This is a genomic window from Pandoraea horticolens (genome assembly GCF_902459555.1).
Lineage (GTDB): Bacteria > Pseudomonadota > Gammaproteobacteria > Burkholderiales > Burkholderiaceae > Pandoraea > Pandoraea horticolens.
This window is the reverse complement of record NZ_CABPSM010000003.1, coordinates 334,582-354,017: the sequence shown is the minus strand read 5'-3', so window position 1 is coordinate 354,017 and position 19,436 is coordinate 334,582. Positions and strand designations below refer to the sequence as shown.

The 19,436-nt window shown below is 59.3% G+C and carries 20 protein-coding genes and 2 pseudogenes; 14 read left to right on the top strand and 8 right to left on the bottom strand.

The features are described from left to right. Nucleotides 1-320 precede the first annotated feature (320 nt). Together PHO31112_RS08255 and PHO31112_RS27895 are read left to right on the top strand one after the other, a co-directional pair. The gene (locus tag PHO31112_RS08255; RefSeq protein ID WP_174995609.1) at nt 321-1,193 is read left to right on the top strand and encodes a LysR family transcriptional regulator; all 873 of its coding nucleotides are present in this window, start codon (nt 321-323) and stop codon (nt 1,191-1,193) included. A gap of 4 nt (nt 1,194-1,197) precedes the next feature. Beyond that, nucleotides 1,198-1,329 (top strand): hypothetical protein, encoded by a 132-nt coding sequence (locus PHO31112_RS27895; RefSeq protein ID WP_281355086.1) that lies wholly within the window; start codon nt 1,198-1,200, stop codon nt 1,327-1,329. Here the strand turns inward: PHO31112_RS27895 and PHO31112_RS08250 are convergent. Both PHO31112_RS08250 and PHO31112_RS08245 read right to left on the bottom strand, forming a co-directional pair. After that, nucleotides 1,307-1,789: a YaiI/YqxD family protein gene (locus PHO31112_RS08250; RefSeq protein WP_150620053.1), complete on the bottom strand. Its 483-nt coding sequence runs from the start codon at nt 1,787-1,789 to the stop codon at nt 1,307-1,309. The genes PHO31112_RS27895 and PHO31112_RS08250 overlap by 23 nt on opposite strands. 116 nt (nt 1,790-1,905) lie before the next feature. Beyond that, on the bottom strand, nt 1,906-2,517 hold the full coding sequence (locus PHO31112_RS08245) for a hypothetical protein (protein WP_150620052.1): 612 nt from the start codon (nt 2,515-2,517) through the stop codon (nt 1,906-1,908). Between the two features lie 283 nt (nt 2,518-2,800). Between PHO31112_RS08245 and PHO31112_RS08240 the strand changes: the two genes are divergently transcribed. Together PHO31112_RS08240 and PHO31112_RS08235 are read left to right on the top strand one after the other, a co-directional pair. Then, nucleotides 2,801-4,426: a methyl-accepting chemotaxis protein gene (locus tag PHO31112_RS08240; RefSeq protein ID WP_150620051.1), complete on the top strand. Its 1,626-nt coding sequence runs from the start codon at nt 2,801-2,803 to the stop codon at nt 4,424-4,426. Between the two features lie 84 nt (nt 4,427-4,510). Next, a pseudogene (locus PHO31112_RS08235) lies at nt 4,511-4,657 on the top strand (DUF188 domain-containing protein); the annotation flags it as partial. Between the two features lie 94 nt (nt 4,658-4,751). Here PHO31112_RS08235 and PHO31112_RS08230 read toward each other — a convergent pair. Further along, nucleotides 4,752-5,336, bottom strand: a pseudogene (locus PHO31112_RS08230) (FadR/GntR family transcriptional regulator); the annotation flags it as partial. A gap of 264 nt (nt 5,337-5,600) precedes the next feature. Between PHO31112_RS08230 and PHO31112_RS28140 the strand changes: the two are divergent. Then, nucleotides 5,601-5,867 (top strand): hypothetical protein, encoded by a 267-nt coding sequence (locus tag PHO31112_RS28140; RefSeq protein ID WP_425495165.1) that lies wholly within the window; start codon nt 5,601-5,603, stop codon nt 5,865-5,867. On the opposite strand, the gene PHO31112_RS08225 is transcribed toward PHO31112_RS28140, so the two are convergent. Then, the gene (locus tag PHO31112_RS08225; RefSeq protein WP_150620050.1) at nt 5,770-6,132 is read right to left on the bottom strand and encodes a winged helix-turn-helix transcriptional regulator; all 363 of its coding nucleotides are present in this window, start codon (nt 6,130-6,132) and stop codon (nt 5,770-5,772) included. The genes PHO31112_RS28140 and PHO31112_RS08225 overlap by 98 nt on opposite strands. 110 nt (nt 6,133-6,242) lie before the next feature. Here PHO31112_RS08225 and PHO31112_RS08220 point away from each other — a divergent pair, with 110 nt between their 5' ends. Together PHO31112_RS08220 and PHO31112_RS08215 are read left to right on the top strand one after the other, a co-directional pair. After that, nucleotides 6,243-6,977, top strand: coding sequence for an SDR family NAD(P)-dependent oxidoreductase (locus PHO31112_RS08220; RefSeq protein ID WP_150620049.1), 735 nt, complete (start codon nt 6,243-6,245; stop codon nt 6,975-6,977). Between the two features lie 73 nt (nt 6,978-7,050). Continuing rightward, nucleotides 7,051-7,650: an NADPH-dependent F420 reductase gene (locus PHO31112_RS08215; RefSeq protein WP_150620048.1), complete on the top strand. Its 600-nt coding sequence runs from the start codon at nt 7,051-7,053 to the stop codon at nt 7,648-7,650. 30 nt (nt 7,651-7,680) lie between these two features. On the opposite strand, the gene PHO31112_RS08210 is transcribed toward PHO31112_RS08215, so the two are convergent. Next, nucleotides 7,681-8,259, bottom strand: coding sequence for a TetR/AcrR family transcriptional regulator (locus tag PHO31112_RS08210; protein ID WP_150620047.1), 579 nt, complete (start codon nt 8,257-8,259; stop codon nt 7,681-7,683). Between the two features lie 156 nt (nt 8,260-8,415). On the opposite strand from PHO31112_RS08210, the gene PHO31112_RS08205 reads away from it, so the two are divergent. The 3 genes from PHO31112_RS08205 to PHO31112_RS08195 all read left to right on the top strand — a co-directional run bounded on the left by PHO31112_RS08205 (nt 8,416) and on the right by PHO31112_RS08195 (nt 10,597). After that, nucleotides 8,416-9,168 (top strand): SDR family NAD(P)-dependent oxidoreductase, encoded by a 753-nt coding sequence (locus PHO31112_RS08205; RefSeq protein ID WP_150620046.1) that lies wholly within the window; start codon nt 8,416-8,418, stop codon nt 9,166-9,168. A 275-nt stretch (nt 9,169-9,443) separates the two neighbouring features. Then, the gene (locus PHO31112_RS08200) at nt 9,444-9,857 is read left to right on the top strand and encodes a nuclear transport factor 2 family protein (RefSeq protein WP_150620045.1); all 414 of its coding nucleotides are present in this window, start codon (nt 9,444-9,446) and stop codon (nt 9,855-9,857) included. Nucleotides 9,858-9,964: 107 nt separating this feature from the next. Further along, entirely contained in the window at nt 9,965-10,597 is a 633-nt protein-coding gene (locus PHO31112_RS08195; protein WP_150620044.1) for a class I SAM-dependent methyltransferase, read from the top strand. A 682-nt stretch (nt 10,598-11,279) separates the two neighbouring features. On the opposite strand, the gene PHO31112_RS08190 is transcribed toward PHO31112_RS08195, so the two are convergent. Together PHO31112_RS08190 and PHO31112_RS08185 are read right to left on the bottom strand one after the other, a co-directional pair. Continuing rightward, nucleotides 11,280-12,056: an HNH endonuclease gene (locus PHO31112_RS08190; RefSeq protein ID WP_150620043.1), complete on the bottom strand. Its 777-nt coding sequence runs from the start codon at nt 12,054-12,056 to the stop codon at nt 11,280-11,282. A 224-nt stretch (nt 12,057-12,280) separates the two neighbouring features. Beyond that, nucleotides 12,281-12,751, bottom strand: a complete 471-nt coding sequence (locus tag PHO31112_RS08185; RefSeq protein ID WP_150620042.1) for a hypothetical protein — start codon at nt 12,749-12,751, stop codon at nt 12,281-12,283. Nucleotides 12,752-13,213: 462 nt separating this feature from the next. Here PHO31112_RS08185 and PHO31112_RS08180 point away from each other — a divergent pair, with 462 nt between their 5' ends. Next, on the top strand, nt 13,214-13,948 hold the full coding sequence (locus PHO31112_RS08180) for a hypothetical protein (RefSeq protein WP_150620041.1): 735 nt from the start codon (nt 13,214-13,216) through the stop codon (nt 13,946-13,948). 158 nt (nt 13,949-14,106) lie between these two features. On the opposite strand, the gene PHO31112_RS08175 is transcribed toward PHO31112_RS08180, so the two are convergent. Further along, nucleotides 14,107-14,775 carry a hypothetical protein gene (locus tag PHO31112_RS08175; RefSeq protein ID WP_150620040.1) on the bottom strand — a complete coding sequence of 223 codons (669 nt, stop codon included), beginning with the start codon at nt 14,773-14,775 and terminating at the stop codon, nt 14,107-14,109. 1,155 nt (nt 14,776-15,930) lie between these two features. Here PHO31112_RS08175 and PHO31112_RS08170 point away from each other — a divergent pair. The 3 genes from PHO31112_RS08170 (at nt 15,931) to PHO31112_RS08160 (ending at nt 19,411) form a co-directional block, all read left to right on the top strand. Beyond that, nucleotides 15,931-16,506 carry a recombinase family protein gene (locus tag PHO31112_RS08170; protein ID WP_150620116.1) on the top strand — a complete coding sequence of 192 codons (576 nt, stop codon included), beginning with the start codon at nt 15,931-15,933 and terminating at the stop codon, nt 16,504-16,506. Nucleotides 16,507-16,938: 432 nt separating this feature from the next. Next, complete coding sequence (locus PHO31112_RS08165) at nt 16,939-17,643, top strand: hypothetical protein (protein WP_150620039.1); 705 nt, start codon at nt 16,939-16,941, stop codon at nt 17,641-17,643. A gap of 796 nt (nt 17,644-18,439) precedes the next feature. Beyond that, nucleotides 18,440-19,411: a hypothetical protein gene (locus tag PHO31112_RS08160; protein ID WP_150620038.1), complete on the top strand. Its 972-nt coding sequence runs from the start codon at nt 18,440-18,442 to the stop codon at nt 19,409-19,411. The last annotated feature ends 25 nt before the right edge of the window (nt 19,412-19,436 follow it).

Here is a 19,436-nt window from a genome sequence, read left to right as displayed (position 1 = left end):
ATCGATTTTCGATGACATGTAAGAGCATTGGATTTACGACATCCGGTCAGGGTGTCGATGCCGCGTTCGGTGCGCGACGTCAACCAGTGGCGAAGCCAATGGTGGGGAACCGGGGGCCCACATCTCTCCAGAAGCGCCGTGGGTGGCAGGTGCGCGTTGCGCGAAAGAGGTCTTTGCCCGAGACCACCGGACCGGGGGATCCGGTCGTCTGCCGCCTCGCCTATGCTGGCGTTTCAATCTGGCGTTTTATATTGGAGAAGTACGATTCTGCCTCGAAATTACCGTTAGAAAAAGTTGGAACCTATCTATAAAATGGATGGATGAACTGGACAATAGAACAATTGCGCTATTTTGTGGCGGCGGCGGAAGAAGGATCGATATCGGCTGCCGCCCGACGGCTCGGCAAAGCCCAGTCGGCGGTGAGTACCGCGATTTCGCTGCTCGAAGCCGATTTGGGATTTGAACTATTCGACCGGAGTCGCCGCAATGCGAGACTCACCGATCAGGGTGAGGTGATGCTGCTCGAGGCCAAGGAACTGCTGCGGCAGGCCGAGGGCCTGAACCACCGCGCGAATGCCTTGGCGTTTGGCGAGCAGCCGCAGTTATCGCTGGCACTCGATGAGGCGCTGCCGTATCAGGCCGTGAGCGAGTTGGTGCGCGATCTTGCTCACCAGTTCGCCTACCTGGAGTTGACGCTGCTCTACGGCACGTCGACGGAAGTTGCGGAGTATGTCGAGAAGCAGCGAGCGGACATGGGCTTTCACGTGGATCGCGGCGCGATTTCGTCCGCGCTGGGACACAAATACGTGGGATCGGCCGTGCAGGGGGTATTCGTCGCAGGCGATCACCCGTTGGCCTATCGCGATCATGTGACGCGTGGCGATTTGGCGAAATACCGGCAGATTCTGTTGCAGATGGACGACTTCACCCCATTGCAGCTCAGCCCGGCGATCTGGCGCGCAGACAGTTCCCATGTGATTGCCAGCATGGTCGTCGACAAACTCGGCTGGGCCGTTCTCCCTATCGATATTGCGGAGTACGAAGACCTTCACGAACTGCGCTGCGACGATCTCGGTCTGCCACAGTTGCCCGTCCGTATGCTCTGGCGTTTTGGGCGAGAACCCAACGACGTGATGCGCTGGTGCGATGCACGGTTTGCCGAGTTGCTACGGGTGATTTCAGAGGAGGCCTGAGCCAATGCGCGACGCGTCACGGCAGTTCGTCGCCCGGTTCGACAGCCGGGTGCTTCCGGAAGCGCCGGAGGTTTCGGCGTTCGTCAACGGCGTGGCCAGCGCCGACGTCGGGGTCAATCTCGAGATGTTCTTTTAATGGCGTTGCCCGATGCGCGATAACGAGTGAGGAAGCGATCGAACTCCCCCGCAAACGCTTTGCCGTCGCGGGGGCTGAAGGGCGCGGGTCCGCCCGTGTCGATGCCGGCGATGCGAAGTTGATCCATCATGTCGCGAACGGACAGACGTTCCCGGATATTGTCCGGCGAGAACCAGCTCCCTCGGGGATCGAGCGCATTCCCGCCCTTGTCGAGCACCGCCGCCGCGAGCGGGATATCGCCGGTAATCACCAGGTCTCCGGCGACGACCAATTCGACGATGCGCGCGTCGGCGACGTCGAATCCCGACGGTACCTGAATCGTCTTGATGAATGGCGACGGCGGTGTGCGCAAGAATTGATTCGCGACCAGGGTGACCTGAATTTCCTCGCGGCGCGCCGCGCGAAACAGAATTTCCTTGATGATGGCGGGACAGGCGTCGGCGTCGACGAAAACTTGCATTTTTGGTGACTTCGAAAGCGTTGGAGAAGTCATCATAAGCCATCGTTGATCTTCCGCAGCGCCGGAAATTTACGTGTCTGCAAGCCCCCGTTTGCAAAGATCAAGTCACCGTCCCCTCACTGCCGAGGAAAATGCGCTGTCGAGACGCTATGCGTTAGAAGTGCGAGGTCGACTGCGGCCGGGTGTAAGCCGCAAGACGCGGAACAGGCCATGCGCATCGATCCACTGCGCATATGCAACGTAATCGGGATCGATCGCATCGTCGGCTCTGCCGAGCGGAAATGGGTATCGGCAATGCGCAGCGTCAGAAGGTAGCCCATGACCACCAGCCCCACGTCGATGAAATAACACAACTCGTACAGCAGATCGAACCATGCCTTGAAGCCGCTGAGCCTGGTCACGTCGATGGCTAGGAAATGATTAAGGTCGTTGCACATGTAGGTGAACTTCAGGGGCAGGAAAAACCCCTCCACCAGCCAGCCGAGCAGGTGCTGACCGACCATGCGCCAGTTGACCTGCCCCCATTGCATCGTGACCACTTGACCAAGATGCCAGTAGCCGTCGAGCGGTCTGGTCATCTTGCGATCAACGAAATGGATATACGGCAGTGCGAGCACCCACCACGGTGGCGCCACTAGCGACAGCATCCTGTAGTAATTGTCGTAGAAGGCCCCGTGATACTCAGGGAATAGCCAATACAGCAGTGCAACGAAACCCAGGCTTCCCAACGGCGGATTCAACCGGTCACAGCAACGCGTTCAGGTCCGCCTTTACCATCTGCGTCGAGAGCTGGGGGCTCGACGTTCTCGAAATGGTGCGTGGGGTCAGTGTCAAGCCCATAAAATGCACCGCAGAGGTGCAAAAGTGGATTTTGTCGAGGCGTTTCTAAATATATTTAATATATCGCCGTAAACCCTCGAATGCAGGTGGTTTCGAACGAATGCCCCTGTGCTGCAGCTATCCCCCAATCCTCCGGCCGTCCCAACGTTCGGAAAAGTGCAAGGACACACCATGCGGTTCTCCCGTCTTTCAATAAACGGCCGCCTGGCCGCTTCGATGGCGTTTCTCGGCGTACTGCTGATCGCCATCGGTGCTTTCGGCCTCGTCGGTATGCACGACAGTAACAACGCCAATCGCGTTACTTACGCTGAACAAATGCCCAAGTCCATTGCCGTGGGAGAGATGACGATCCTGGTCGGCCGCCAGCGCACGTCGCTGGACCGAGCGGCAATCAATCCGGGTTCGGACGACGCGAAACTGATGTATTCGAAGGAAAAAGAAGTGGCCACCGGCGCGGAAGAGGCTTGGGCCCACTACCTGAGCTTGCCGCGCGACGCCGGCGAAGACAAGCTGGCCGCTGAGGTAACCACGCAGTATCGTGCGACCCAAGACGCGCTGACGCAGTTCCGCGAAGCGACCGTGCGTGGAGATCGTGACGATATCCTCAAGCTGATGGTGAACGTCGGCACCATCTACACCCGTATGCAGACGGCTGCGCAGGCGCTCAAGACCTATCAATTGAATCAGGCGAAGGAGACCTTCGACGCCGCCCAAAGCCACTATCAATTGTTCCGCGCGGGTAGCATCGTTGCGATCCTTATCGGTGTGCTCGCGGCGTGCCTCAGTTGGCTGATGCTCCGCCGCGCGATCCTGGGGCCCGTCAATGAAGCGATCGGGCACTTTGAAGCCATTGCGCATGGTGACCTGACCCACGACATCCAGGTGCGCTCGCAGGACGAGATGGGCCGCATGCTGCACGGATTGGTGGCGATGCAGGCAAGCCTGACGCGCACCGTCGAGTCGATTCGCGACGGCAGCGTTGCCATTGCCAGCGCCACGCGCGAAGTTGCGGCGGGCAATGCCGACCTGTCGGCACGCACCGAAGGGCAGGCGGCCTCGGTGGAAGAGACCGCGTCGAGCGCCGAAGAGTTGGCCAGCACGGTACGTCAGAATGCGGAGAACGCCGAGCGGGCGAGCGAACTGTCGTCCTCCGCCTCGGGCATTGCGCGTAAGGGGCACGACGTGGTGTCGTCGGTGGTGAGCACGATGGACGAGATCAGTAAAGGCTCGGCGGCGATTTCGGAGATTACATCGATGATCGAAGGCATCGCGTTCCAGACCAACATCCTGGCGCTGAACGCAGCCGTGGAGGCAGCGCGCGCTGGCGAGCAGGGCCGCGGTTTTGCCGTGGTGGCGGGCGAGGTGCGCACGCTTGCACAGCGCTCGTCGGCGGCAGCCAAGGAAATCAAGGAACTGATCGAAAACTCGACGCAGCGTATCGCCACGGGCGCCGGGCAGGTGCAGCAAGCCGGCGCGACAATGAACGAGATCATCGATGCAGTGAGCCGCGTGCGCGCCATCATGGACGAGATCACCGCAGCTTCGCGGGAGCAGAGCCAGGGCGTGGGGCAGGTCAGCATCGCCGTCAATGAAATGGATCAGGGGTTGCAACAGAACGCGGCGCTTGTCGAGCAGTCGGCCGCTGCGGCTCGCGCGCTTCAGGAGCAGGCGCAGGCGCTGGCCAGCACGGCCGCGTTCTTCAGGTTGCGTGCCGATGGCATCGGCGCGCGCAGCTCGGGGCCGCGCCAGGACGAACCGGCGCTGGCGAACGGCAACGCGTTGAGGTTGGTGGCCTGAGCACACGGCGCTCCGTGCTTTAGTTGGCCGTTCGTCTGCGACGACACACGAAAAAAGCCCGCCGATCGGCGGGTTTTTTTGCTGCGCCGCGAGGAAATTCAGGTCCCCCTGGTCGCGAATCAATTCTTGCACACACCGCCGTCGCCATTCATCAAGACGATTCAGGGGCCGTCGGGATTCGGCGTCGCCGACGCCCGCATCGTCGAACGGGTCGTCGCCGGAGACCTGATCGAAATCCATTTTCACACCTCTGCGGTGCATTTTCCGAGATTGACACCGGCTCCACACACCATTTCGAGAACGTCGAGCCCCCAGCTTTCGACGCTCACTTCGGCGCGATATCGCGACGCACGCGCTGAATGTGCTGCTCGACATAGAACCCGGCGCTCTCGGCATCGCGCTGCACAATCGCCTCGTAGATCATGCGATGCTCCGCCGCGTAAAGATGGATGCGATTGGCGTCGTAAATGCCATCGTCCTTGATCCACTTCCAAAGTGCCTGATCCATCGTTTTTGCCACTTCTTCGGCAATGCGCACGAGCAAGGCGTCGCCGGTCACGATCGCGAGCTGCCGATGGAACAGCCGGTCGCTGTTGTTACACAGTGCACGTTGCTCCGGGTCGCCGATATCTTGAATGGTTTCCATCTGATCGAGAAACTGCTCGGCCATGCGGTCTCGCTTGCCTTGGCTTGCGGCCTTGCGGGCGATCGCAGGTTCCAGGATCAGGCGGGCATCAAGCGTCGACGTCGGGCTGAAATCCGCGTCCACGTCATACGCCGAGCCGCTCGCCGGGCTTGCAGCAAGCATCTGTGCTGCGCCCGGCACGACGTAAGTGCCGGAGTTGCGACGCGTAACGACCAGCCCTTCGTTCTGGAGCGCACCGATCGCTTCGCGCACTGCGGGTCGGCCGAAACTCGCCGTCCAGTTCGAGATGTGGTGACGCCATCCCCCCCCCCTTCATCCGTTGATCTGCACTCCCTGAACAGGAGTTTCGGGGCGCAGGCTCGGGAAGACAAAGGGTTCGTCATCAAAGTGCCAGAGCACGCTGGTAGAGAGATCAAGGTATTGGACCATCGATAAAGAAAATGCAGTAGGCCAACAATCTTTCGGACACCGATTACAGTCCAATCATGTCGTTGATACCACGCGCCCCTATATCGCGGCCGGTGCGTCGTGCTTACGCGTAACCTGCTGATGACACCGCGTGAGCGCAATCTGCCGCAGGCCGCGAAAGACATTTTCGCCGAAACCGGCTTGAAACATCGGCCGGTGGCCGATGGGCGACGCGTGGCCAGCATATACCGGCGCAACATCATGCTTGCCGGCGTGCGCTATCCGTCGGCTAGGGCAAAGCATCGCGCTTGGCGAAGATGCTTGCCATTTCCACCGCATGCTCGGTTCCCCAGGTGCATAGCGGGACGATCGCATCGGCCAGACTGAGGCCGAGCGGGGTCAGCGCGTAATCCACGCGCGGTGGCACCTCCTTGTAGTCGGTTCGCGCCAGTACGCGATCGGCCTCCAGATCCTTCAATTGCTGGATCAGCACTTTGTCGCTGACGCCCTGAACCAGGCGCTTGAGCTCGCCATAGCGCTTCGGGCCGTCGCGCAGAAAAAACAGGACCAGCGGTTTCCATTTGCCCGAGATGATGCGGAGCGTGGCGTTGAGCCCGCAACCGGTGTCGCAGATTTGAGGGGACGTCGTCATTTTTATACTTACCTAAAGGTGCATACTTGTTCTTAGGTTATCAGAGCCGCATACTTACCTCAAGTAAGCAGTTCCCTGCTTCCGTACATCTCCAACGAAGGATGCATGACATGACCAGACTGAATGGCAAGACCGCCGTGATCACCGGCGGCGCGACCGGCATCGGCCGCGCTGCGGCAAAGCGCTTTATCGAGGAAGGCGCTTTCGTCTTTATCTTCGGCCGCCGGCAGGACGCGCTCGACGCCGCTGTGGCCGAGCTCGGGCCCAATGCCCGTGCGGTGAAAGGCTCGGTCTCGGATGAGGCCGACCTCGACCGGCTCTACGCGGCGGTGAAGACCGAGCGCGGAACCCTCGACATTGTTTTCGCCAATGCCGGAACGGGAAGCCCGCTTCCGCTTGGCCAGATTACTGCCGAACACATTGACGAAACCTTCGATACCAATGTGAAGGGGACGATCTTCACGGTCCAGAAGGCGCTGCCGCTAATGGGCCCGGGCGGTTCGATCGTTCTGACCGGATCGAGCGCCGGCACCACAGGCGCTGCGGCGTTCAGTGCCTACAGCGCGAGCAAAGCGGCCGTGCGCAACCTCGCGCGGACTTGGGCGGAGGACCTGAAGGGCACCGGCATCCGGGTCAACGTGCTGTCGCCTGGGGCGACCGCGACCGAACTCGCGAAAGCGGCGCTTGGCGAAGAGGGTCAGAAGGCCTATGGCGCGATGACTCCGCTCCAACGCATGGCCGATCCGGTAGAGATCGCAGCGGCGGCGGCCTTTCTCGCATCGTCGGACAGCAGCTTCATGACGGCCAGCGAGCTCGCCGTCGACGGCGGCCTGGCGCAACTGTGACGCACTACGCGCGGCCGCTCACCCGATTCAATACCCGGAGCCGGCAGGGCGCGTTACTCCAAAGGAGAAACATATGAGCTACGCAATTATCGGCTTCGGCAACATCGGCCGGGCGCTTGCCAAAGCGTTTGCCCGCAAGGGCATCGAAGTATCCGTTGCAAGCACGCGCGACCCGGCAAGCTTTGCGTCCGATGCGGCCGCAATCGGACCGGGGATCATTCCCAAAACGCTGGCGGAAGCCGTCAAGGCGGACATCATCTTCCTGGCGGTCCGTTTCGAGTCGCACGCGCAGGTCGCGAAGGCGCTCCCCGCCTGGCAGGGCAAGATCATCGTCGATGTAACCAATGCCTACGGCGTGCCCCCCGAGGAATTGGGAGGACAACCTTCTTCCAGATTCGTCGCGCAGGCCTTCACTGGTGCAAGACTGGTCAAGGGCTTCAACCATCTGGTCGCCGCGATTCTTGCTCAAGACCCGGCCGTACAGGGGGGCAGGAGAGTCGTATTCCTGGCGAGCGACGATGACGGCTCCGCAGCGGAGATAGGTGCGCTTGCAGAGAATCTCGGTTTCTCGCCGATCAAACTTGGCGGGCTTTCCGAAGGCGGGCTGCTGGTCCAGGCGCGTGGAAACAGTTGGGGTCAACTGATCTTTAAGGACCTGGTTAAGTTTGACTGACCCCCGGCGACCATCCGGAGCCGATCCGACTCAAGGCTTTGCCTTCTTGGCACCGTTGCCTGGCTGACGGGTCAGGATGGCGTCCGTAATGATGTGAACGAGATGATCCGCGCGCGGCGCGAACGAGGGCAGGTCGACGAGCCAGCCGAGCGCTGCCATCAGGCCGAACAGGTCGTCCCCATTCATATCGGCGCGCGCCGTACCTTCGGCCTGCGCACGAAGCAGGAGTCGCGCGCTCGCCGAGTGCACCGCCGCGCATGCAGCATAAAGAGCAGAGTCCGGGTTCGTGTGGGCCGCCGCCATCAGGGTTACAACGCCCCTATAGCTTTGGGCGAATGCAATCCATTCGCGAAACCAGGACACGAGTGCTTCTTCAGGTGAGTTCGACGTTTCAAGTTCATCTGCCTTCTGCGTCAATTCGTCCAGATTCGTACACAGCAGCGCTTCAAACAAGGCTTCTCGCGACGGGAAGTGACGAAGTAGCGTAGCCAGCCCGACATCAGCCCGGCGGGCGATATCGCGCATCGACGCATCGGCACCATGCTCGGTGACGACCTCACGAGCGACCGCGAGGATGTGGCTGTAATTTTTTTGGGCATCGGCGCGCATGGGGCCCCTTGACAATTGGATCAGTGATCCGTATATTTGGATCACTGATCCATATGTTGCGAGATAAATCTGGATCGGCGATCCAAATAATACAGTGCCTTTATCCCAATGGGAACAGCGGCGCTGCCTTGCACCACAAACGAAAGGTGAACGATTATGAAGAAATTAGAAGGTAAAGTTGCCGTTGTCACGGGCGGAAGCAGTGGGATTGGCTTGGCCACAGCCAAGCGCTTTGTGGAAGAGGGCGCGCACGTCGTGATCACTGGGCGACGCGAGAAAGAGCTGAAGGAGGCCGCTGCCTCCATTGCGCGAAACGTTACGACGGTCGTGGGCGACGTGTCGCGCCTGGAAGATCTGGACCGGCTCTATGCCGTTGTGAAAGAGAAGCATGGTCACATCGACATTCTCTTCGCGAACGCGGGCGCAGGGACAATCGCACCGCTCACGGTAGCTACTGAGGCCCATTTTGACCAGACCTTCGACGTGAACGTGAAGGGAATGTTCTTTACGGTACAGAAGGCCCTTCCCCTCTTCAAAGAGGGCGGTTCGATTATCCTGAACTCTTCGGTCTCAAACGTCCTCGGGCTTCCAGGATTTACTGCTTACGCCGCGAGTAAGGCGGCGGTACGCAACCTCGCGCGCGGTTGGACGATGGAATTGAAAGACCGCAAAATCCGCGTGAATGCTATGAGTCCCGGAGCAATCGACACCCCGGCCTTGGCGACGACGACGGGCCTTACCGCTGAACAGGCCGAGCAAGCAGTCGCACAGTTCACCACACAGATCCCAATGGGCCGCAGAGGCATGCCCGAGGAAATCGCGGCAGCAGTCGCGTTCCTCGCCTCCGCCGAAAGTTCTTACATCACCGGTGTGGATCTCGCCGTCGATGGAGGCATGGCGCAGGTCTGACCCCGGCGCGCTAGTGGAAGTTCTTCGGCCTGGTGTAGCAGGTCACCCGTGTCAAGGATGAGGCCGACGCGATCCGCATCGCCAACGATTAGCCGTTGCCAAGGCGGCGCAGTGTTCACCCAGGACTTCCCGCATGGCGTCGAGGTGACCCAAAAGACCTCCACCGGCATGGTACGTCAACCATCCGACCACGGTGAAGGCCAACCGGCCGTTCGGCGGCGTGCGTCGATCCGGCTACGGGTCCGATCCGATCCGAGAGAAATGGAGATATTCCTATGAGTCCCGATAAGAACGTCCAGACCGTGAAGGACTTCTTCGCTGCGATCGGCCGCGGCGACAGGAAGGGTCTGCTAGCGCTGGTCGCCGAAGACATCGAGTGGATCATCCCGGGCGAGGACTGGCCGTTGGCCGGAACGCGTCACGGATACGCGGGGCTGGCGGATTTGCTTGAGACCGCATCCAAGTCGATGGAAACGTCCATGGAACCCCGGGAGTTCATCGCGCAAGGAGACAGAGTCCTGGTCGTCGGCTTCGCCAGGGGGATGATCAAAGCCACAAACAAGACGTTCGAGGACGACTGGATCTTCGCCATCACGGTCCGTAACGGCAGACTGACGAGCATCCGGGAGTACATCGACACGCAAGCACTGGCGCGGGCCTCACAGATGGACACGTCGGGGCTGGCGTAGCGCTGGCCATCTGCGGCCGTCGGCTCAGGGTAGATGGTGGATTAGCCGTGCATCGCCCCCTCCCGTGCCGCACGCTCGTCGAATACCTAACCGCAAGGGAGATCTCTATGTACGACCAATCTAAGCTATCCGAGTTGATCCGGTTCGCACGAGTTGATGTGGGCTCCACCGTCATCGACGTTTACCCAGGCGATGGCGACTGGACCCGTCTCTTCTCCGACACCGTGGGACCCGCAGGACGGGTCTTCAGCTTCGTACCGGCCGAAGTCGCTCACTTCAAGAACGATCCGGTCGGCCGCATGCGGACGCTTGCGACGGAGCCGGGCCGAGAGAACGTGGAAGCCGTCTCGGCGGACCTCGTCGCGATGCGGGAGGTCACGCAACAAGCGGATGTCCTCTGGCTGCATCTGTTCTATCACGACCTCCACACAGCGCTGATGCAGGCCAGAGGCGCGACGGCAGCCCATTTCAATCGAGTGGTCTACGAGCAGCTCAAGCCCGGCGGGTACTACGTCATCGTGGACCACGCCGCCACCGTCGGGTTGGGCACAAGCGACGCTCAGTCGCTGCATCGGATCGAGCCTGCGTCCGTTCGCAAGGAGGTGGAGGCGGCCGGCTTCGTATTGGACGCGGAAAGCACCACGCTCGCGAACAAAGACGATCCGCACTCGATCAAGGTGTTCGATCCCTCGATCAAGGGCAAGACCGATCGCTTCGTCTATCGGTTCGTAAAGCCCTGACAGGTCGCCGACCAGCTGATAGCGCGTGCCGGCAGACTTGATCTTCGCCAGCCCGCTTTGTCACCGCCCAAGCACTCGCAGTCGCTGGCCGTCTGAGGCGGCTCTTCTTCACTCCTCGTCTGAGCTGAGGAGCCATTATCTCTAGATTTGATTGGCACGAAATTTCACGGACAGGTCACCCTCCCCTGAGACAGACAACGTTTCTCGACCTACCCCACGAGCCGTCAATTTCGAGAATACTCGAACATCTTCGATCCGACTCGCTTTATTCGGATACCAATTTAAACAGCGAATCTCGGGGATAACGGATATGTCGACAGGACGCTGCGAATTTTGCCACTATCGAACGTCACACAATCTGAAGTGGATGTCGGCTTGCCCTTGTGCACATTCAGATCCGACGCGCGTGCCAAATTGAGGTCGATTGATTTGTGTTGACGGAAAAAACCTACACAGCGCCTACACGAAAGAAGTACCTTAGATTCCACAGCGCGTTGATAATCAACGAGACCATTGATTTTACTGGCCTGCCCAGAGGGATTCGAACCCCCGACCGTCGGCTTAGAAGGCGCTCGCTTTAGGCGGCAGCGGGGCTGGGAGCCCCTTGCCTTCAATCCAACTGAGTCGCGTGTATGAACGGATTATAGCGGGCGGTGTGATGGGAGTGTGATTAGTGCGGGCATCAGGGTGACGTGCCGTTCATTTGCGTTCGTAGCTCTTCAATCGATAGCGGAGGTCGCTGTTTGTGAAGCATTCGGTGACAATTCGAGCAGACAGGCCGAAGGTCCCTAACGGGATCAACAAGGGCGTCGTCACCGAGATCCGCAATTTGTTTTAGGTGATGCACTTCAACATACCCTCTGCCAAGTGCCCCATATACCCGTGCAAATGAAAAGCCGCATACTGCGCAGTCAAAACCGTGATGGGCGATGCACGCTTGGCGTGCAGCAGCACTTCGTTCGTAGGTTTTTACCGTGACGCGCCTACTCCTCCCTTCCACATAACGCTCAACGTCTGACCTTTTGAGGACAGCGTCGAAGTGGACGAGAGACAACACATCGGTGGCAATTGCGTCAGGAACGGACATGCCGCCCTCCTGCGGAGTCCACCTATAGCTCGGGAATCTCTCTTGCAACAAGCCTAGTGGCACGAGCGGCCAACCTGAAAGCGCTTGGAAGAACAGGTCACAACGCAACGCGAGTTCCCCACGACTCGCCCTTTCAGCATTCCAGTGCGGCAATTCGTATGGCGCAGAAGCTACATAGCCGTAACCTACAATCCCCTTAGGGACGACCCCAAGCTTCATCAGAAGGAATGTATCGCCGACATTGATTCCTCTGTTGCGTCCGCAACTCCAATATATGTCGTATTGCTCATGGTTGTTGATTCGAACAATCGCCTCCGCTTGATCCACCCATTCCCACCTATTTGGGTTCCATGCGAACAAGTAAGTTGCCATGAAATTTCTTGAAATGAATTTGGGTGAGAAAGCAGCGCCAATCCTCGTCAATGTTCAGCAGCGACGCCCCCCCCCCCCCGTACACGCCGTCACGCCCTCGATATTCCGACCGGTGCGAATAAGGCGTGATCGCATCCAAGCCGCTTTGCGGACGAGAACATCGCCTGCGAAGCGCTACTGGACTTCGTTGCCCAGGTAAAGTGGCACCTGCCGCCAGACGGCTCCTATTCACGATTACTCCCATGGTTCTTTGACGCGTTTTTCAGACGAGCCGCCAAATCGATCGCTTTCTGCATAGCCTCGCTACGCGAGGCTTGGATGCCAGCAGTACTTAGCATCTGTTGAGACGATGCCCCCTGCTCGCTTGCACTGCTGTCGGGCATGCCGCCACGGGCGACTATCTCCGCAAGAAGGCCGTTGGATGTTGTATGCACAGAAGGCGACATTGATTGGTAGTTGCGAATCCAACTTAGCTCAGTTTGAATATCCCTCAGCATCCCCATCACCAGAACATCAGGCGAGACTTCTTCAGTGCGAATCTTGGCGACTTGGAACGGACCGAAGCTCTGGAGATAAGACAGGTGGTCGCCCCCGGCTCTCGACTTCTGGTGAAGCGCCTTAACCTTGGCCCCTAGTTCCTTCTTGAATGCCTCAATGGCGTTGTGACGCAGGTCGGCTGGATATTGGAGGTGCAACAGAGGCCCAGTGTCGAAGATGAACGGTGTGCGATCATCCTAAATTAGCACGACGGGTTTATCGAACGCGAGCCGAATACCTAATTCAAGCATAACGTTCGGATTCTTTGAGCTAACGTCGCATATGACGATATCTGAAGAATACAGTTGGTGCAGGATCTGCTTCTGAATCACTCCGCCGGAATCGGAACTGCTCACAAGATCGACAGTAAACGGTTCGTAGTCCGCAATTTGCTGTACCGCTTGCGTAATTATCGCTTTAACGTCTGCCCAGTGCCCGTTCGGGTAGGGGTCAGTGTTGGAGATCGGCATTACAAGGCCGCAATGTGATGGCTTCACCTCAGTTTTATCGATCATACTGTGCCCCCGTAGCGTGTGTAGATGCGGACGATTCTACCCTCGAAGGAATTGCGCCTTGAGCCGAATTTTGCGCTGTTCATTTTCTCGCGAGCGTGTGCAAGCATGTACAAGCCTGTCCCCCTAGTCAGCGTGTTCAAGTGCAGCCGCCCCGTGGTTCTCTTGAATGATGACGCCGACTTCCCCTTGTCCATACGAGGCAGCGCCTTTCTGGTTGATATCGCAGGAACTGTCTATGGAATCACGGCACGCCACGTCCTCGCAGGTTACGAGGTCGGGCGTATGAGGCTGCAATATCGGCCGGACTCAAGCCAGATGCTCCCGGTGCGCCGATTCCATTTTCGCCCGCCGAGTGCGCCCGCCGCCGATGACGACGAGCGGTTTGACATCATTGCGATGGAAGTAGATATGCCGCGCTTGGAGGCCGAACTATTCGGTGAGTACCAACCGTACAAGCTCGGCCCGAATGAGCCGTTGCTGCCGTACGACGCTGGCGACAACTACGGTTTCCACGGTTGGCCGAATGACCGGCGCGATGTGGACTATGAGCGAAAGCACTTCGAAACTGCGGCGGTGCTGGCTGACTCGCGATATATCGGGGAGACTTCACGCATTGGAATCCATGAGATAAACGTGAACCGATCTGACGAGATAGGTAGCCTTGATGGCTTCAGTGGGGCACCGGTCTTTCAGGTCACGCACCTCGACGCCACAATTAGCCGCCCCACGTTCGCCGGCATGCTGCTTCGGGGCAGCACGACTGGAGGCAGTACGGCCTACTTCCTTGACCGGCTATGCATCGCTGCGTTTCTATCCCTCTGCATAGCCCATCAAAAGTAGTGGTGGGTCAAACGTTGCCGCCATTTTGTGAGAGATCGCTCCCCACAGAAGCCGACTGCCCCGCAAGCTCGGGTAAGTGGGAGCGGCATGCTGAATGCGGCCACGGGCGCTGGCATTCCCGACTTCAGGCAGGAGGAGTGGTCGATACGCGCCGCCGGCTAGCCCTTGGATGCTGGTGTCGTACTTCCTGAAGGGGGCGACGATGCGGCAGGCGATGAACTGGAACCTGAGGTTACGGGCTGCATCGCGCTACCTGTTATACCTCGCTGTTCAGTAGTCGCCTGAGGAGTGATTCTCTGCATCGCCATGCCCGTTACGCCATCTTGGGCGATGCCGCGAACGCCTTTTGAGTTTGCCATATTCACCTCGCTTAAGTTTGCCGATACAAAAATCGTCGTCAGTGAAAGCGCAACAACGAACGCGGCTGCTGACATCCAAGTGTTCAAATGTCGGGCGCAAAAGTCTTGCCATCCTGACTCAGTCAGGGCGTCGTCATCGCCCTCAAGATAGTATCTCCGTGCACGGTCAAGCTGGCGGTCAATCACGTGCAAGCTGAGCATATACGAAACAACGACCAGAACCATTGCGAGGGTAAAGCCTCCCCACGACCCATATAGTGCCCAAGGTATTTTCGCCCCCGTGACCGGCACAAAGTCCTTGAGGAAACCCAAAGACAGCGCTAACCCAGCACCGGAATAGGTCAGAATCGTCTTATCGAGGTTCTCCGCGTTGGATAGCTGCCGCTTCGATAGGTCATCACGATGCCGCTCATAAAGCCGCGTTCGTTCCCTTTTTTCCTCCGCGTCAATGGTAGGTGCCCCCTCCATATGCTGCCTCGCCTCTACTTCGAACTCCCCCCTTTGTCAGAGCCGCCACTACCGCCGCCTTGCGATCCACTGCCCCGAGTGATTGGCTGCATCGTTTGCCCGATGACGCCTCCGCGCACTTCAAGTGTCGGTGTCTTCAAAACGCGTTGTACTGATGTGATCGGCAGTCCGGGGAGTGGTTTCTTGATAGCCATGTGGTGAACCTCAACAGGTTTAGGTGTGCTTGATTCGGTCGACTGCTATTTCGAGTGCCGTAGTGGGGCTGGGCGAGACACTAGGGAGGAGGCCGCGGATGCGGCCTCGAAGATCAATTATCGCTTCGGTTTCGTCGGCGGCGGAGTGCGGACGTGCTGCCGTTCGGTTGTGCTAGGGTGCTTTTGGGCGTACTTGTCGGTGACAAATTGCCCGCTTACGGAGCTACGGTTTACGACTTTGGTCGGCGCTTTGTTCGAGGCCATAACAGTATTTCCTAAAAATAAGAAATGCCAAGCCGACCGTCCCGCCAGACCGAAGTGTAACGACGCTTGGAATTACCTCGCCTCGCCGTTACTATCCGGTTTCCTACTAGCTCGGTCCGTATGGGCTTAGCTACCAACCCGCGCCGATGTTCGCGCATTGGTGCGGGTTCCCATCCGCTGAAGCTGCGGAAGATCAACAACCACAACATCTAGTGGTTGATTGACCTACGAGCACTATATCATGTATCCGCCCCAAAAGGGTGCACGTTCAAACAGCTTGAAGGGCACTGTTCATCGTCCGGCGTCCCTCCGGCCAAATTTTGGTACGATTTTCTGCGGGGATTGCGCCGTCGCCGCCGAGCCGGTTTCCCCCGTGCCAGGGTCGGCCGAATAACCGTCCGGTTTCTGGCGATGCCGGTTGCCTGCCGGTATCCATCTGCTGACCACTGATCGCCTGTACACAGCGTAGGTCGCCTCCCCCTCGAATCCCCACCGTTCCCGGCTGCTGGCCGGTTTGCTGGGTCGTCTCTATCGGCCGGGCTTCCCCGCGCATCGCTCCATGCTCATGCGTCGTTAATCAATCGTCCGGTTTCTTTCCATTCCGAAGCGCACCCGCAATCCGGTAAAGAAATCCTTGATGGCAAATTGATTACCACATACAATGATTTCCACCATTGATTACCGGAGGCGCATTGCCATGAGCCGCACGTTCTTGTATGCGCGGGTTTCCACCGCCGAACAGACTACCGATAACCAGTTGCTCGAAGTACAGGCAGCAGGCTTCACTATCCTGCCCCGGCACACCATCACCGAAACTATCTCCGGCAGCGTCCCCGGAACAGAGCGGCCCGGCTTCGCTAAGTTGCTCGAAAAGCTGGATGAGGGCGACACGCTCGTTGTTACGAAGCTAGACCGGCTGGGCCGGAACACCGCCGACGTGTTGGCAACCGTGGAGTCGCTGGCAGCGGCTAAGGTGCATGTGCATTGCCTAGCTTTGAAGGGCGTTGACCTGACAAGCGCCTCCGGCAAGCTGCACATGACTGTGCTCGCCGCCGTGGCGCAGTTCGAGCGTGACCTGTTGATCGAACGAACGCACGCCGGGCTGGCGCGGGCGAAGGCCGAGGGCAAGAAGCTCGGACGGCGGGCCTCGCTCACCGACGAACAGAAGGCCGAAGTGCGGGCGCGGATCGCCGCCGGGGCAACCGCTCGGGGACTCGCCGCCGAGTACGGCGTCTCCCACCCCACCATCCTCAAGGCCGCGCAAGCCGCATAGCACAGCCAGTCCCCTCGCCGTCAGTCAGGGCCAGCGCCGAGCAATCGGGCTGGCCTTTTTCATTTCGGACATGCGGCTTGGAGAATTACCCCGTCTCCTAATTCGGCGCCCTAGAAAGACAGATAACCCATGCTCGAATTCACCGCTTGCAATCTGACGTGAATCAGAGACATGGCAATTTGGTCACCTAAAAGGACTAACTGGTCCGAATTCAACTTTGGAGACTCTAAGCATGTTGAAGCAACCACTACACCCCCTCGAAGAAAATGCAAAAGAGGCAGCGTACGCACATGGCCTTCGCCGCACTAGCCCGACGGCACTGGCCGCCTACCGCCGGGCTGTAGAAGTGCTAACCGGAAGCCTGCCGACTTGGGCATCCCGAGCCAAACCCGGCCGTAAGCCGGGCGCACAATGCCACACGGGAGAATGACCATGCGAGCAAAGAACTACATCCGAGGCGTGGACGGTCGAGAGTTCCCCGGCAAGCCAACTCAGCACGACCGCGAAAGGGACGCTCAGGAGCGTATCCGGGAGCGGCAGGACGATAGGTGCGCGGACTGCTTCCGCACCGTGGGCCAGTTCGAGCGCAGATGGAGGATGACCGTAGACAAGTCGCACAGGCGCGATAGGGAATTCGGGGCCGTGTACTACGACGATGCAAGTAGCAGCATGGTATGTCGCGCCTGCGAGGAGCGCGTGCCGGAGCCTGCATCATCAAGTGCCGTTGAACGGAAGCGTTTGGAACACGAACTGGGTCAGATGATCCGGGACGCACAGGACGCATGGCCCTCATTGACCACACCTGAGCGCCACGAGTTTGTTGCGAAGTACCAGACCCGACGCGCCGAGCTTTGCAAGGTCGTGGGATCAAGCAGCCCGGCAATCCCGAACCCGTGGACGGCCGACGAAATCGCGGGCTCGCTGACATACCTCGGTGGCGGATGCTCGAACGGGCTGTTTGACATCGAGAAGTCCTGCCTACTCACGGCGGTTCGCGTAACCGAGCGGAGCATGCGCAAGTACAAACGTTTGCCGGAGACGTTGAACGTGCGCCAAGCGGGCGGCGGCCACTCGCGACCGGACGCGGCAGGACGCAGAGCACTCCTAGAGCCTCAAGTCGATTCCAGCGGGCAATGACTTCGCCTGCCGGTAGCAAACGGAAAGCGTCCGGCCAGTTCGCACTTCATCAAGTAGTCCCGTTTGCGAAGGTGTTGACCCGCCAGCATCGAGACGCGGCCCGTCGGGATCACGCGTTCGCCCTAGCACTCCGCCAGCAGACCATGTACCCAGACCGGATAGATGCCCTGCTTAACGGACGGTCGTGGTTCAGCGGCAAGACGTGCCGCAAGTGCGGCTCCACCCGGCGGCGTGTCCGAGACTGTGCTTGCTACGACTGCCAGTTGGTTCGTCGTCCCATCCGGCTTGATAACTGCAACAGGGCCTTTCCGTGGCCCGCGAAACGTAGTCTCGGCGGCTGGCTCTCGCATCTCGAGACCGTGCGCCGCGAGCGAACAGGCGAACGTGCCCACTTCACTGCGGGCCAATGGGACGGCGTTGGGGCTGACACACGTTGGCACGGGACGGCTACCCCGACCGGCGGGCTTTCTGCCCGTTGCGATGCGGCTGTCTGGTCAGCACCGGGCCATCGACGCCTCACCCCGTCACCGTTCACGCCCGACCATTTCGGCTGCGAGCCGCCTACTTGTGCCTTCAATTGCCCGGACTTACGACTCATGCCGCCAATGGACCTATTCCGGCTCGCAGAGAGAAATCCGGGCATGCAAGCGCTGTTGGCGGCTGCCGGTTGGTAGGGCTATTAGGCAAGGTGCTCGCCGTCAATCTGGCGAATTACTGCGCCCTGATCTGAAAATCCATCACTGAAAGGAGTACCAACGTACTGACCGGCTCCCAACCGGTCGGTACGGATCAGCTTATGAAAAAATCTGAATTAGCCATTGCAGAACCAAGCCTAGCCCCCTCCCACGGGTCGACTATTGGCGATTTCTCCATGTTTCGCGGGGGTGAAATTCAGCCTAATGATGCTAGATGCGTGGTTACGCAAGACCAACTGAAGGCGGCAGTCGCCGCAGACGAGGCTCGATTGAGGGACACGGCCGTCAGTGCGTGTCGGGGAATGTTGGCGGAGGCGACGGAGTCGGTCGAACGCTATGCGGAATCACACGGAAAAACCGTGAAAGCATTCGGGTGGGTCTGGGAGGACGATGGCTCGACCGGCTGGGAGATCGAGCTTGCATCAATGTTGTGTGAATGCCCGGAGCACTGTCGCCTCAACAACGCTGAACTGGCTATCCTCGTCGCTAAGCGCATGGGACTGCCCGCTCCACTTTCGTCGAAGCGATTCAGCAAGCCCATGTCTCAAAAATCCATAACAGAGGTGCAGCGTATCCTCGCGGAACATGGCAAAGACGGTTCGACGGTGGCCGCCGCGACGGACATTAAGCGCGCACTCACCCGAACCAAGCGGGAGAGTCCTACGGAATTTCTCGCGGCGGGTTGCAAACTCGACGGACGGCTGTACAAGTACCGTCGTCGCGAGCGGGCCGCAACGGGCAAACCCCACAACGATCTTTGCATTCGGATCGCAGGCGCTGATGTCCCCCTAATCGCAGTGCTGGCCCTTCGCGGAATCTCCATCGGGCAGTTTATTGCGGCGGATGCGAAGGCTCTAAGTCAGTGCGCCCCGGAGGACTTGGCGGAGCGTGAGTCGTCGGTGCGTCCCGCTCGCATAGCAAAAAGTCTTCGCGAGTTGCAGGAGTGCGTTAGGCAGACTGCGGCCGATCACCTGGCGTTGCGAACGCGCACTGCCGAGATCCTGAGTAGAAATCCGTTTCTGCCCGAGGGTGCGGCAATGGCCTCGGCGTTCATTCAATCCCGCCGACCGTAACACCCATCCCTCCATAGCAATACCC